We start from the raw sequence: 14,122 nt of genomic DNA on the forward strand, positions 1-14,122 counted from the left end.
CAAAGGGCGCGGCGGGCAAGCCGGGGCAGCCTGGGCAGCCGGGGTTGGCCGGGGCCAGTGGTGAATTGATCCTGCAGCGGTTGTAGCCTTCACGGCCCCTTCATGCAGCAGCTTCCACAAGCACGGCAGTGAACCCTGTGGGAGCTGGCTTGCCAGCGAAAAGGGCACCTCATACCAGCAGCCGGGTCGAGGCCACCAGCACCACCGCCACCCCCAGCAGCAGGTTCACCCCCACCAGCGCCGAATGCGTGCCAGTACTGCGGCACCCGCCAGCCAATCCTGCGCCTGCACCGCTGTACGCAACTCGGGCAGCAGCAACGCCTGAATTCGCAGGAACAGCGCAAACATCGCGATCCCGCCACCGATCATCACCTGCACATAGCGCGGCGCCGTCTCGAACCCCGAAAAGCGCAGGTGCATCATGCCCACGCCGGTGATCGCCAGCACCGCCACGGCCACCCACACCCACACGAAAAAACGCTGAAACACTTCTACCCACAGCTTCAGCCGCGCCGGCCCGTCAAGCGCGGCCAGCATGGCCGGACGCAGGATCAGCCAGGCAAAGAACATCCCGCCCACCCAGATCAAGGCGGCCAGTAAATGCAGGCTGTAGGGCAGGGCAAAGGCGGTCATCTGGAACTCCATTCGGCGCAAGGGGCAATAGCGGGGTATGATAGCGACCCAATCGAAACACTGAAAATATATCCAGCCCTTTGGGCGCCCGACACCATGATCAGCAACGAACTCAAATCCCAGATTCAGGGCGCCTATTCGCGTTTTCTCGAAGCCAAGAGCCTCAAGCCCCGCTACGGCCAGCGTCTGATGATCGCCGAAGTGGCCAAGGTGCTGGGCGACATCGCCGTGGACGATGAAGGGCGGCGCAGCGGCGAACCGGCCGTGGTCGCGGTCGAGGCCGGTACCGGTACCGGCAAGACGGTGGCCTACAGCCTGGCCTCGATCCCGGCCGCCAAGGCCGCCGGCAAGCGCCTGGTGATCGCCACCGCCACCGTGGCCCTGCAGGAACAGATCGTGTTCAAGGACCTGCCCGACCTGATGCGCAACAGCGGGCTGAACTTCAGCTTCGCGCTGGCCAAGGGCCGTGGTCGCTACCTGTGCCTGTCCAAGCTCGACGTGCTGCTGCAGGAAGGCCACGCGCAAACCGCCACCGCCCAGCTGTTTGAGGAGGAAGGCTTTCGCATCGAGGTGGACGAAGCCAGCCAGAAGCTCTTCACCAGCATGATCGAGAAGCTCGCCGGCAACAAATGGGACGGCGACCGCGACAGTTGGCCCCAGGCCCTGGAAGACCAGGACTGGTCGCGCCTGACCACCGATCACAGCCAGTGTACCGGGCGCCATTGCCCCAACTTCGGCCAGTGCACCTTCTACAAGGCCCGTGAAGGCATGGGCAAGGTCGATGTGATCGTCACCAACCACGACATGGTGCTGGCTGACCTCGCCCTGGGCGGCGGCGCCGTGCTGCCCGACCCGCGCGACACCATCTATGTGTTCGACGAAGGCCATCACCTGCCCGACAAGGCCATCGGCCACTTTGCCCACTACACGCGGCTGCGTTCCACCGCCGACTGGCTGGAGCAGACGGCCAAGAACCTGGCCAAGCTGCTGGCGCAGAACCCGCTGCCGGGCGACCTGGGCAAGTTCATCGAGCAGGTACCGGAGCTGGCGCGCGAGATCAAGGCCCAGCAGCAGTTCATGTTCAGCGCCTGCGAGCAGGTGGCAGAGTTTCGCCCCGGCGAAGACATGGAAGGCCGCGAGCGGCCGCGCTACCGCTTCATCGGCGGGGTAGTGCCCGAGCACATGCGCGAGATGGGCATTGAGCTGAAGAAGGGCTTTTCGCGTCTTACCGACCTGTTCACGCGGCTCACCGAGCTGCTCAAGGAAGGCATGGACGCGGAAGTCAGCATCGGCATCCCGAGCCACCAGGCCGAAGAGTGGTATCCGCTGTTCGGCAGCCTGCAGACCCGCGCCCAGAGCAACTGGGAGCTGTGGACTGCGTTCACCGCCGAAGACCCCGAAGACAGCCCGCCCATGGCGCGCTGGCTGACCCTGGCCGAAAGCGGCGCGCTGTTCGACATCGAAGTCAACGCCAGCCCCATCCTTGCGGCCGAGATGCTGCGCCGCAACCTGTGGAGCGTCGCCCACGGCGCCCTGGTGACGTCGGCCACGCTGACGGCGCTGGGCAAGTTCGACCGTTTTCGCATGCGCGCCGGCCTGCCCAAGCTGGCGGTGACCGCCGTGGTGCCGAGCCCGTTCCACCACGTCGATGCTGGCGTGCTGCGGGTTCCCGACCTGCGCGCCGACCCGCGCGATGCCCCGGCGCACACGGCGGCGATCATTCGTGACCTGCCAGAACTGGTTGAAGGTTCGCGCGGTTCGCTGGTGCTGTTCTCGTCGCGCAAGCAGATGCAGGACGTGTTCGACGGGCTGGACCGCGACTGGCGCAAGCAGGTGTTCATCCAGGGCAACCTGTCCAAGCAGGAAACCCTCAACAAGCACAAGGCACGGGTCGACGGGGGGGGATTCCAGCGTTCTGTTCGGCCTGGCCAGCTTTGCCGAAGGGGTCGACTTGCCAGGTGCCTATTGCGAGCACGTGGTCATCGCCAAGATCCCCTTCGCGGTACCGGACGATCCGGTCGAGGCGGCCCTGGCCGAGTGGATCGAGGCGCGGGGCGGCAATCCGTTCATGGAAATCGCCGTGCCCGATGCCTCGTTGCGCCTGATCCAGGCCTGCGGCCGGTTGCTGCGTACCGAAGAGGACCGCGGCACCATCACCTTGCTCGACCGACGCGTGGTCACGCAACGCTACGGCAAGGCTATCCTGAATGCGCTGCCGCCCTTTCGCCGGGAAATTTCCTGAGCTTCGCCGCGCTTTTGAGCACGGTGTTGTCTATCACTCAGATCAAGGCCCGCAAGGGCCATCAAGGAGAACTCCAGCCCTATGTTGCGCCGTACCCTGCCTGCTGTTTTTGCACTGTTGTTCAGCGCGCCGCTGCTCGCCGGGCAACAGACGCTATTCAACTTCGTGCGCCCGGCCTCGGTGGTCAATGTGGTGACCGAAGATGCCAGCCTGCCTCAATACAATGCAGAGCAGACGGCCGAGGGCGAGGTGCTGCGCCGCGTGGTGTTCAACCCGGTCGAGCGGCCGAAACTCACGTTGAGCCCGCAAACCGGCGTGTGGGACTGGTCTGGTGCACCGCCATCACCTTGCGCCTGCAAAGCGCGATGGACTGGGCCGTGACGGTGGATGTCACGGTGCTGGGCAGCGATGGCAAGACCCTCACCAGCCGCATCGACCTGCCGGCTGGCCCGGCGCAGACCGTGCTGGTGCCGCTCACTGCCAGTTCGCCGCTGAGCCATGGTATGCGTGTGGGCCCGCCGATGCCCTGGCAGCAGGATGGCCAGCGCATGTTGCTGACCAGCAGCGCGGGCGAAGTCGACCTCAAGCAGGTGGTCTCGGTGACCCTGTCGATACCCAAGCCCAAGGTGGCCCAGAGCATCCTCGTGGAGCGCTTCGGTATACAGGATGACAATGCGCTGCAAACGGCGGCGTACACCGGGCTGATCGACGGCTATGGCCAGTTCACCCGCGGCCGCTGGCCGGAAAAGATCGTCAACGATGACCAGCTCAAGGCGGCAGCGCAGCGTGAGCAGCAGCAACTCAAGGGCTGGCTGGCCGAGCAGGGCAGGCTCAAGCGCGACACCTACGGTGGCGTGAGCGGTGGCACTGCGTTCGAGGCCAAGGGTTTCTTTCGTACCGAAAAGCGCGATGGGCGCTGGTTTCTGGTGACCCCCGAGGGCAATCCGTTCTATTCGCTGGGCGTCAACGCGGTGGCTGCCGAGGGTGGGCGCACCTATGTCGAGGGTCGCGAATCGATGTTCAGCGCGCTGCCCGAGGCGCAAACCCCGCTGGCGCAGTATTACGGCAAGGGCAACAACCAGGACGGCAACGGCTCTTCGCTGGGACGTGGGTTCGCCCAGGGCCGCTGGTTCGACTTCTACGCGGCCAACCTGCATCGCAGCCACGCCAAGCCCTGCGCCGCGCCGACGGCCGAGCAGGCCACGCCGCCGTGCCCGGCCTTCGATGCACCGCGTTGGCAGGGCCACAGCCTGGACCGTCTGCAGGCGTGGGGTTTCAACACCCTGGGCAACTGGAGCGACAACGGCTTGCAGGCCAAGCGTGTCGCCTACACTTTGCCGCTTTCGATTGGTGGGGACTACACCAGCATCAGCACGGGTATGGACTGGTGGGGGGCGATGCCCGATCCGTTCGACCCGCGCTTTGCCATGGCGACCGAACGTGCCGTGGCCATCGCTGCGCGTGATCACCGGGATGATCCGTGGCTGATCGGCTATTTTGCCGACAACGAACTGGCCTGGGCAGCCCCAGGCGAGGGGCCCAAGGCGCGCTATGCGCTGGCCTACGGCACTTTGCGCCTGACTACCGACGTGCCGGCCAAGCGCGCGTTCCTCAAGCAGTTGCGTGACAAGTACCGCAACCAGGCTGGTCTGTCCAAGGCCTGGGGTATCGAGCTGACGGCATGGGAACTGATGGAAGACCCGGGTTTCGAGCCGCCGTTGCCGAGCCCCGAATATCCGGAGATCGAGGCTGACTTCAAGTATTTCCAGCGTGTGTTTGCCGAGACCTACTTCAAGACCATTGCCGATTCGTTGAAGTGGCATGCACCAAACCACCTGTTGCTGGGTGGGCGTTTTGCGTTGAGCACGCCCGAGGCTGTGGCCGCGTGTGCCAAGTACTGCGATGTACTGAGTTTCAACGTGTATGCGCCAACGCCGCAGGATGGCTATGACTTCGCGCAGCTTGCTGCGCTGGACAAGCCGGTGTTGGTGTCGGAGTTCCAGTTTGGTTCGCGTGATCGTGGGCCGTTCGGGCCGGGACCGATGGAAGTGGCGCGGGAGGAGGATCGCGGGCCGGCGTATGCCAAGTTCGTGAAGGCGGCGTTGCAGGAGCCTTCGATCGTGGGGGTGCATTGGTTCCAGTACCTCGACCAGCCGGCCAGTGGGCGGTTGCTGGATGGCGAGAATGGTCATTTCGGCCTGGTGGCTATTACCGACGTGCCGTTCCAGGGCTTTGTGGAGAGTGTGCGCAGGAGCAACCTGGGTGCGCTGGAGCAGGTGGGCAAGGCGCCTGCGCCGGGTCGATAAACAGATTCAAGGCCGGGCAAACAAGGCGGCCAACGCCGATCTGGCAGGCCTTTATCCTCCTGCCGCCCGGCCTTGCACTGTTCCCAAAAACCTCAAACAATGCCTGCCCTTTCATGACGCAACACGCCAGGAGCACAACGGGTGCAGATTCAGGGTCATTACGAACTCCAGTTCGAAGCGGTACGTGAAGCCTTCGCGGCCCTTTTCGATGATCCTCAGGAACGCGGCGCCGCCCTGTGCATCCAGGTCGGCGGCGAAACGGTCGTCGACCTCTGGGCCGGCAGCGCCGACAAGGACGGCCAGCAAGCCTGGCACTCCGATACCCTCGCCAACCTGTTCTCCTGCACCAAGACCTTCACCGCCGTCACCGCTCTGCAACTGGTGGCCGAAGGTAAACTGGCGCTGGACGCCCCCGTTGCCCGCTACTGGCCGGAGTTCGCCCAGGCCGGCAAGCAGGCGATCAGCCTGCGCCAGTTGCTGTGCCACCAGGCCGGCCTGCCAGCCATTCGCCAACTGCTGGCACCCGAAGCACTCTACGACTGGCAGACCATGGTCGACACGCTGGCCGCTGAAACCCCCTGGTGGACACCGGGCACCGGCCACGGTTATGCCGCGATTACCTACGGCTGGCTGATTGGCGAGCTGATTCGCCGCGCCGATGGGCGTGGCCCGGGCGAGTCGATAGTGGCCCGCACCGCCAAACCGCTGGGGCTGGATTTCCATGTGGGACTGGCCGACGAAGAGTTCTACCGTGTCGCGCACATCGCTCGGGGCAAAGGCAACCCGGGAGACGAGGCGGCCAGGCGCTTGCTGCAGGTCACAATGCGCGAGCCGAGGCACTCTCGACCCGCGCCTTCACCAACCCGCCAGCGATCCTGACCAGCACCAACAAGCCCGAGTGGCGACGTATGCAGCAACCCGCGGCCAACGGCCACGGTAATGCCCGCAGCCTGGCCGGGTTCTACGCCGGCCTGCTCGATGGCAGCCTGCTGGAATCGGAACTGCTCGATGAACTGACCCGTGAACACAGCCTGGGCGAGGACAAGACCCTGCTCACGCAAACCCGCTTCGGCCTGGGTTGCATGCTCGACCAGCCAAACGTGGCCAACGCGACCTTTGGGCTGGGCGCAAAGGCCTTTGGTCACCCGGGCGCAGGTGGCTCGGTCGGTTTCGCCGACCCGGAGTACGACGTAGCTTTCGGCTTCGTCACCAATACACTGGGCCCCTATGTGCTGATGGACCCGCGTGCACAGAAACTGGTTCGGGTACTGGCCGGCTGCCTTTGATCGGGTAAGCCCCATTTGCCGGAACCCAACGTCTATTCTGGATTCCAACAGCCTGCGCTGTTGGGTCAAATTTCTTTCATTTTCATGGTGTATCGCTGATGTCTTCACATAAAACCTTAGTTCTCGCCCTGTGCCTGGCCGTGACCGGTTGCGCGCAGCACCCTCAGAACGGTTCGGCCGACAGTGGCAATGGCTGGTGGCCGTTCGGTTCGGACAAGGTCGCCGACAAGGAAGTGAAGGACGTGGTCACCGAGAAGGTCGCCAAGGCGGATGCCAAGTCCGACAGCGGCAGCCGTTGGTGGTGGCCGTTTGGCGACAGTGACAAGGTGCAGGCCCAGGCCGTGCCGAAAATAGACGTCAAGGCCACCCAGGCCTGGCTGGATGCTTACGAGCCCAAGTTGCGCGAGGCGATCAAGGACAGCAAGTTCGAACTCGAGCGCCGCGAAGACGTACTGGTGGTGACCGTACCGGTCGACTCTTCGTACAATCCCGACCGCCCGGCCATGCTGCTGCCGGTCACCCTGGGCCCGATCACTCGGGTGGCCAAGGTGATCGAGAGCGACACCAAAACCGCCGTGCTGGTACTGGGCCATGCCGACACCAGCGGTGCGGCGGCGCTCAACCAGAAGCTGAGCCAGGAACGTGCACAATCGATCGCGGCGATTTTCCGCCTCAGCGGTTTGCAGCGTGATCGCCTGATGCTGCGCGGCATGGGTTCGGTTAACCCGCGGGCAGCCAACGACAGCCTGCAGGGCCGTGCCTTGAATCGTCGTGTGGAACTGATGTTGACGCCGCAGAACACCATGCTCGCGCTGGTTGCCAAGTACCAGCAGCCAACCCCGAGCCCGGCCGAACTGGTCGCGGTGCAGGATGCCAAGGCCCCGGCCAAGCCTGCCGTCAAACCTGCCGCCAAGCCAGCGGCGAAGGCCGCCGCCAAACCGGCGGCAAAAAAACCAGCAGCGGCCAAACCCGCTGCCAAGAAAACGGCTGCGGCCAAGCCTGCCGCCAAGAACGCCGCCCCGGCCGCGAAGAAAGTCGCTGCCACCAGCCCTGCGAAGACCAACTGATCGTCAAGGAACGCAGTAATGACCCAGACCCTGGCCGATATGCGCCGCGACTACACCCGTGACGGGTTGACCGAAGCCCAGGCGCCGGCCGAGCCGTTCGCGCTGTTTCATCAATGGTTTGCCGACGCGGTCAAGACCGAGCAGCCGCCGGTCGAGGCCAATGCCATGACCCTGGCCACGGTGGATGGCGAGGGGCGGCCGCATTGTCGCATCCTGCTGCTCAAGGGGCTGGACGAGCAGGGCTTTACCTTCTTCACCAACTACGAAAGCGCCAAGGGCCACCACTTGCGTGCCAACCCGTTTGCCGCCATGACGTTCTTCTGGCCCACCCTTGAGCGTCAGGTGCGTATCGAGGGCAAGGTGGTGAAAGTCACCGCGCAAGAGTCCGATGCGTATTACCAGGTACGCCCGCTGGGCAGTCGCCTGGGGGCCTGGGCGTCGCCGCAGAGCCGGGTCATCGCCAATCGCGAGGAGCTCGAGGGGTTGGTCAAGGCGACCGAAGCGCGCTTCAGCGACACCCAGCCACACTGCCCCGAGCATTGGGGCGGCTACCGCCTGCTGCCGGAGCGCATCGAGTTCTGGCAGGGCCGCCCGAGCCGGCTGCATGACCGCCTCAACTACCGCCTCAAGCAGGGGCTGTGGCTGCGCGAGCGCCTGGCGCCTTAACCGCGGCGATACTCGGCGGCCGCGCGTTCCAGCCAGGCCGCCAGATCTTTGCGTTTGACCTTTTGCGCTCGGGCGTTGTCCAGACGTTGTAGCATGAAGTTTCGTTTGTATTCGTCGTCCCCGGCCAACGACAGGGCCAGGTCACGGTCCATCCAGCGCTTGATGCGTACATACAACCAGCCGTGGAAATACAGACCCGCCAGGGTGGTAATGGCGATGATGAAGTAATCCATGTCTATCCTTGCCTGTTGAGTGTGGCGGTGGCTGTGGCGACTCACAGCCTGTACCGACGCTGAATGGAAGCAATTTTATACATCGCGTGTCGTGACAGTGGTCAATGCGCGGAGTCTAATCAATACCTGTCTTCTGGAGATGATCCTATGCGTAAATCAGTTCTGCTGGTGGCATCGTTCACGACGATGTCACTGCTGCTCGGCGGTTGTGCCTCCAACCTGACCGGTGATTCCTATTCCCGTGATGAGGCCCGTCGTGTGCAGCAGGTTCGCATGGGCACCATCGAATCCTTGCGGCCGGTCAAGATCGAGGGCACCAAGACCCCGATCGGCGGTGGCGCGGGCGCATCGTCGGTGGCGTGGCCGGTAGTGCGGTGGGCGGCGGTCGCGGCAGCATTGTTGCCGCGGTCATTGGCGCAGTTGCCGGTGGCTTGGCCGGTTCGGCCGCCGAAGAAGGCCTGACCCGCACCCAGGGCGTGGAAATCACCGTGCGCGAAGACGATGGCAGCATGCGCGCCTATGTCCAGCAGGTTCAGCAAAACGAGATTTTCCGTGTCGGCGAACGTGTTCGGATCATGACCGTAGACGGTACCAGCAGGGTTTCTCACTGAGACCGAGCAGGCAAACAAAACCCCGACGCGGCATGGCCGGTCGGGGTTTTTTATGGCCGTCGATTCTCTAGGCGCTGACGGCCTTGCGGCTGGCCAGTGCGGTAACCGCATAGCCGATCAATGCTGCCAGTATGGAGCCGGTGAGGATGCCCATGCGGTCCATGCCGGCAAACTCGCTGCTGCCCGGCACGAAGGCCAGCGAGCCGACGAACAGGCTCATGGTGAAGCCGATGCCGCACAGGATGGCCACCCCCAGCACCTGGCCCCAGTTCGCGCCGCCGGCAAGGCGGCCAGGCCCAGTTTTATGGCCAGCCAGGTCAGGCCGAATACGCCCACCGTCTTGCCCAGCAGCAGGCCCACGGCGATGCCCATCGGTACGTGATGGGTGAAGCTCTCCATGCTGACCCCGGCCAGTGAAACGCCGGCATTGGCGAAGGCGAACAGCGGCAGGATGCCGTAGGCCACCCACGGGTGCAGGGCGTGCTCCAGGCTAAGCAGCGGCGAGGGTTCGGCATTTCGGGTGCGCAGCGGGATGGTCAGTGCCAGGGTCACCCCGGCCAGGGTGGCGTGTACGCCGCTCTTGAGCACGCAGACCCACAGGATCAGGCCGATCACCATGTACGGCCCCAGTTTCACCACCCCCAGCCGGTTCATCGCCACCAGCGCCACCAGGCAGGCGGCGGCCAGCATCAGCGACAGGGTGGAGAGGGCGCCCGAGTAGAACAGCGCAATGACGATGATCGCCCCCAGGTCGTCGATGATCGCCAGGGTCATCAGGAACAGTTTCAGCGACACCGGCACGCGTTTGCCGAGCAGCGCCAGTACGCCCAGGGCGAACGCGATGTCGGTGGCGGTAGGGATGGCCCAGCCGACCACGGCGGCGGGGTTGTCCTTGTTGAGGAAGTAGTAGATCAGCGCCGGTACCACCATGCCGCCGATGGCCGCCGCACCTGGCAGTACGATCTGCGAGGGTTTGGACAGGTGGCCGTCGATGATCTCGCGCTTGACCTCAAGGCCGATCAGCAGGAAGAACAGGGCCATCAGGCCGTCGTTGATCCACAGCAGCAGGGGCTTGGCGATCTTCAGTGCACCCACCTGCGCCACCACCGGTACATCGAGCAGGCCGTTGTAGAGGTAGGAGAGGGGCGAATTGTTGATGATCAGCGCAAGGGCGGCAGCACCGATCAGCAGCAGGCCGCTGGCTGATTCGAGCTGGAAAAAACGCGTGAACGTAGTACGTAGAGGCAAGGGTGCTCCTCCATCCTGAAATTCAAAAGAGGGTCACCCTACCTTGTGGCGTTATTCTTTAAAACAAATACTATATTCTTTTTTGTTATAAGCTGTTGCGGCCCCTTCGCTGGCGAAAGGGCACGTAACGCTACATCATTCTTCGATACCCAACAGGCTGCGCGCCACAGCCTCCGCAATCCGGATCCCGTCCACACCCGCCGACAGAATCCCGCCGGCATAGCCAGCCCCTTCACCCGCCGGGAACAAGCCCTTCAGGTTCAGGCTCTGCAGCGAGGCATCACGGGTAATGCGCAGCGGCGACGAGGTGCGCGTCTCGATCCCGGTCAATACCGCATCCGGCAGGTTATAGCCCTTGATCTGGCGGTCGAACGCCGGCAGTGCCTCGCGGATCGCCTCGATGGCGAACGCCGGCAGGCTCAGCGCCAGGTCGCCCAGGCTCACGCCCGGCTTGTATGAGGGTTCGACACTGCCCAGTGCGCTGGACGGCGGCCCGCGACGAAGTCGCCGACCAGTTGCGCCGGTGCCTGGTAATTGCTGCCACCGAGTTCATAGGCCAGGCTTTCCAGGCGTTCCTGCAGCTCGATGCCGGCCAGCGGGCCGCCCGGGTAGTCCTGCTCGGGCGTGATGCCGACCACGATCCCCGAGTTGGCATTGCGTTCGTTGCGCGAGTACTGGCTCATGCCGTTGGTCACCACACGCCCCGGCTCGCTGGTGGCGGCCACTACGGTACCGCCCGGGCACATGCAGAAGCTGTACACCGAACGCCCGTTCTTGGCGTGGTAAACCAGTTTGTAATCGGCGGCGCCGAGTTTCGGGTGCCCGGCATACTTGCCCAGGCGTGCCTGGTCGATCAGGGTTTGCGGGTGCTCGATACGAAAGCCGATGGAGAATGGCTTGGCTTCCATGAACACGCCACGCGCATGCAGCATGCGGAAGGTATCGCGGGCACTGTGCCCCAGCGCCAGCACAACGTGACGCGACTGCAGTTGCTCGCCACTTTCCAGTACCACGCCGGTGAGCTGTTCACCTTCACTGATCAGGTCGGTGACCTTCTGTTCGAAACGTACTTCGCCCCCCATCGCCTCGATCTGCTGGCGCATGTTCTCGACCATGCCGGTCAGGCGGAAGGTGCCGATGTGCGGCTTGTTGACGTACAGGATCTCGTCCGGCGCACCGGCCTTGACGAACTCGTGCAGCACCTTGCGGCCGTGGTGTTTGGGGTCTTTGATCTGGCTGTACAGCTTGCCGTCGGAGAAGGTGCCTGCGCCGCCTTCGCCGAACTGCACGTTGGACTCGGGGTTGAGCACGCTCTTGCGCCACAGGCCCCAGGTGTCCTTGGTGCGCTGGCGCACTTCCTTGCCGCGTTCGAGGATGATCGGCTTGAAGCCCATCTGCGCCAGCAGCAGGCCGGCGAAGATCCCGCACGGGCCGAAGCCGACCACGATCGGGCGTTCGGCAAGCTCGGCCGGGGCCTGGCCAACCGGCTTGTAGCTGACGTCCGGCGCCGGGGTGATGTTGTGATCGTCGGCGAATTTGTGCAGCAGCGCGGCTTCGTCGCTGGCCGTCAGGTCGATGGTGTAGATGAACAGCAGTTCGGTGTTCTTCTTGCGCGCATCGTAGCTGCGTTTGAACAGGGTGAAGTCCAGCAGCTGGTCGTCGCTGATCCCCAGGCGCTGCACGATGGCTTCGCGCAGGGCTTCGTCAGGGTGATCCAGCGGCAACTTCAGTTCAGTGATTCGTAGCATGACAGGGTCCAGTATCCCGGCCATGGAAGGGCCGGCGGCTTTGCATAAACCGCCAAGTATAAGCTGTTCGTGGCGGCTAAAGGCAGGTTAAACGCACGCCGCCGATCACTCGTTGCGCGAGCCGCCGTAGTAGCCGCAGCCGCGCAGGGTCTGGCCGTCGATGCGCAGCTCGGCGCTGAGGTGGCTGACCGCGCCGGTGGCGCTGTCGACACAGCGTTGCGGGGCTACCCACAGGTCCACGCGCTGGCCGTTGGCTTCGGTGCTCAGGGCAAAGCGCCCGTCGGGCAGTTGCTCCTCCAGGTAGGGCACCGCGAGCGACGGCTGGCCCGGGCGGTCGAGCACCATGCCCTTGCCGCTGGCTTTGAGGTTCCAGTCCGGTTCATGGCCGCTGGCGCGCAGGGTCAGGCGCTTGAAGTTGGGGTCGCTGCAGGCGCTGGAGGAATGCTCGACACGGTACAGCTGCTGCACGTTGAACTGACCGTCATTGCCCGCGCCCTGGCTGGCGGCCAGCGTGCCGCGTACGTCGGCGAACAGCGTGCCCGGGGTAGCGGCCAGGGCCGAGGCCTCCTGCAGCAGGCCGGTATTGCCGATATCGCTGACCACGAAGCGGCGGTTCTCTTCACATGGCTTGAACAGCAGTTGGCCACCGGCAGCCGACAGCTCGCCCTGCAGACGGGTGGTACCGGCGTTGGACACCGTCTCGGGTTGTTTGGCCAGCAGTTGGCAGCCAGCGAACAGGGGCAACAGGGCGGCTAACAGCAGCGAAGGGACGGCACGCATCAGGGGGCTCCGGCAGCGGGTGCATAAAAGTGCCGTCACGTTACGCAGCCTGGCGCGCAATCACAAGGCCCTAGGCGGTGTAGCCCACGTGGTAGGTCTGGCCGGTCTGCAGGCCCTCGACACTCTTGGCATAGGCCAGTGCCACCTCGGCGCCCGGTACCGGCTTGAACCCGCGAAAGTACGGCGCGTAGCCTGGCATCGCTTCGACCAGCACGGTGGGGCTGATGGCGTTGACCCGCAGGCCGCGTGGCAACTCGATGGCGGCGGCGCGCACGAAGGCATCGATGGCACCATTGACCAGGCTGGCTGAACTGCCGGTGGCAATCGGGTCGCGGCTGGTGATGCCGGTGGTGAAGGTGAACGAGCCGCCATCATTGATGAATTCGCGCCCGATCAGCAGCAGGTTGACCTGGCCCATGAGCTTGTCGTTCAGGCCCAGGGCGAAGTCTTGTTCGCTCATTTCGGCCAGCGGCTTGAAGGTCACGTTGCCCGCCGTGCATACCAGGGCGTCGAAGCGGCCGGTCTGTTCGAACAGGCGGCGGATCGAGCCGCTGTCGCTGATGTCGGCCTGGTAATCGCCGCTGTTGCGGCCGATGCGGATCACCGCGTGACGCTGTTGCAGTTCGTGGGCCACGGCCGAGCCGATGGTGCCGCTGGCGCCGATCAACAGAATTTTCATGGGACAGTTCCTTGCTGGGTGAGGACGAGGTTTGAGTCTAGAGTGGATTTTTCTGCGGATAAGCGTGCTAATGGGCAACCTTTGGTTTTCATGTGGAAACAATCCATGAGTGACTACGACGACCTGGCTGCGTTTGCCGTATTGATGGATGCCGGTAGCTTTACCCTGGCGGCCGAGCAACTGGGCTGGAGCAAGGGCCAGTTGTCCAAGCGCATCAGCCAGTTGGAGAGCAGTCATTCGGTCAAGCTGTTGCACCGCACCACACGGCGCCTGAGCCTGACCGCGGCGGGCGCGGCGCTGTTGCCGCAGGCGCAGGCGCTGGTACGCCAACTGAGCCAGGCGCGCCAGGCGTTGTCGCGGCTCAAGGACGACCTGGCAGGCCCTGTGCGCGTCACCGTGCCGGTGTCGCTGGGCGAGACGTTTTTCGAAGGTTTGCTGCTTGAACTGGGGGGCCAGTACCCGGACCTGCAGATCGAGCTGGAGCTGGACAACGCCTACCGTGACCTGCTGCGCGACGGCTTCGACCTGGCGATCCGGCAGAGCCCGGGCAGCGACGAGCGTCTGGTGGCGCGGCCGTTGCTGGCCATGCAGGAGCTGACCTGCGCCAGCCCGGCGTACCTGGC

General features: G+C 64.3%; 6 protein-coding genes and 7 pseudogenes. 7 read left to right on the forward strand and 6 right to left on the reverse strand.

All coding sequences use genetic code 11. The annotated features are described in order from the left end of the window. Positions 1 to 169: 169 nt before the first annotated feature. Positions 170 to 633, reverse strand: a pseudogene (locus G3436_RS08780) (CopD family protein). 96 nt (positions 634 to 729) lie between these two features. Here G3436_RS08780 and dinG point away from each other — a divergent pair. The 5 genes and pseudogenes from dinG (at position 730) to pdxH (ending at position 8,200) form a co-directional block, all read left to right on the forward strand. Next, a pseudogene (dinG, locus tag G3436_RS08785) lies at positions 730 to 2,875 on the forward strand (ATP-dependent DNA helicase DinG). An 81-nt stretch (positions 2,876 to 2,956) separates the two neighbouring features. After that, positions 2,957 to 5,181 (forward strand): annotated as a pseudogene (locus G3436_RS08790) (beta-agarase). A gap of 141 nt (positions 5,182 to 5,322) precedes the next feature. Next, positions 5,323 to 6,467, forward strand: a pseudogene (locus G3436_RS27095) (serine hydrolase domain-containing protein). A 98-nt stretch (positions 6,468 to 6,565) separates the two neighbouring features. Continuing rightward, positions 6,566 to 7,534, forward strand: coding sequence for an OmpA family protein (locus G3436_RS08800; RefSeq protein ID WP_163943693.1), 969 nt, complete (start codon positions 6,566 to 6,568; stop codon positions 7,532 to 7,534). Positions 7,535 to 7,552: 18 nt separating this feature from the next. Then, the gene (gene pdxH, locus G3436_RS08805) at positions 7,553 to 8,200 is read left to right on the forward strand and encodes a pyridoxamine 5'-phosphate oxidase (protein WP_163943695.1); all 648 of its coding nucleotides are present in this window, start codon (positions 7,553 to 7,555) and stop codon (positions 8,198 to 8,200) included. Here the strand turns inward: pdxH and G3436_RS08810 are convergent. After that, a complete protein-coding gene (locus tag G3436_RS08810; protein WP_163943697.1) occupies positions 8,197 to 8,433 on the reverse strand; it encodes a hypothetical protein in 237 nt (78 codons plus the stop codon). The genes pdxH and G3436_RS08810 overlap by 4 nt on opposite strands. A gap of 147 nt (positions 8,434 to 8,580) precedes the next feature. Between G3436_RS08810 and G3436_RS08815 the strand changes: the two are divergent. After that, positions 8,581 to 9,044: pseudogene (locus G3436_RS08815) on the forward strand (outer membrane lipoprotein). Between the two features lie 67 nt (positions 9,045 to 9,111). Here G3436_RS08815 and nhaA read toward each other — a convergent pair. The 4 genes and pseudogenes from nhaA to G3436_RS08835 all read right to left on the reverse strand — a co-directional run bounded on the left by nhaA (position 9,112) and on the right by G3436_RS08835 (position 13,499). Continuing rightward, a pseudogene (gene nhaA, locus G3436_RS08820) lies at positions 9,112 to 10,292 on the reverse strand (Na+/H+ antiporter NhaA). Between the two features lie 135 nt (positions 10,293 to 10,427). After that, a pseudogene (locus G3436_RS08825) lies at positions 10,428 to 12,064 on the reverse strand (NAD(P)/FAD-dependent oxidoreductase). 81 nt (positions 12,065 to 12,145) lie between these two features. Beyond that, a complete protein-coding gene (locus G3436_RS08830; RefSeq protein WP_163943699.1) occupies positions 12,146 to 12,820 on the reverse strand; it encodes a COG3650 family protein in 675 nt (224 codons plus the stop codon). Positions 12,821 to 12,890: 70 nt separating this feature from the next. Continuing rightward, on the reverse strand, positions 12,891 to 13,499 hold the full coding sequence (locus G3436_RS08835) for a short chain dehydrogenase (RefSeq protein WP_163943700.1): 609 nt from the start codon (positions 13,497 to 13,499) through the stop codon (positions 12,891 to 12,893). A gap of 105 nt (positions 13,500 to 13,604) precedes the next feature. Here G3436_RS08835 and G3436_RS08840 point away from each other — a divergent pair. Then, a partial coding sequence (locus G3436_RS08840; protein WP_163943703.1) for a LysR family transcriptional regulator occupies positions 13,605 to 14,122 on the forward strand: 518 nt, incomplete at its 3' end.

Source organism: Pseudomonas brassicae (assembly GCF_010671725.1).
GTDB lineage: Bacteria > Pseudomonadota > Gammaproteobacteria > Pseudomonadales > Pseudomonadaceae > Aquipseudomonas > Aquipseudomonas brassicae.

Coding starts and splice junctions, on each gene's coding strand:
- G3436_RS08800 (WP_163943693.1), top strand. CDS start 6,566: ATGTCTTCACATAAAACCTTAGTTCTCGCCCTGTGCCTGGCCGTGACC.
- pdxH (WP_163943695.1), top strand. CDS start 7,553: ATGACCCAGACCCTGGCCGATATGCGCCGCGACTACACCCGTGACGGG.
- G3436_RS08810 (WP_163943697.1), bottom strand. CDS start 8,433: ATGGATTACTTCATCATCGCCATTACCACCCTGGCGGGTCTGTATTTC.
- G3436_RS08830 (WP_163943699.1), bottom strand. CDS start 12,820: ATGCGTGCCGTCCCTTCGCTGCTGTTAGCCGCCCTGTTGCCCCTGTTC.
- G3436_RS08835 (WP_163943700.1), bottom strand. CDS start 13,499: ATGAAAATTCTGTTGATCGGCGCCAGCGGCACCATCGGCTCGGCCGTG.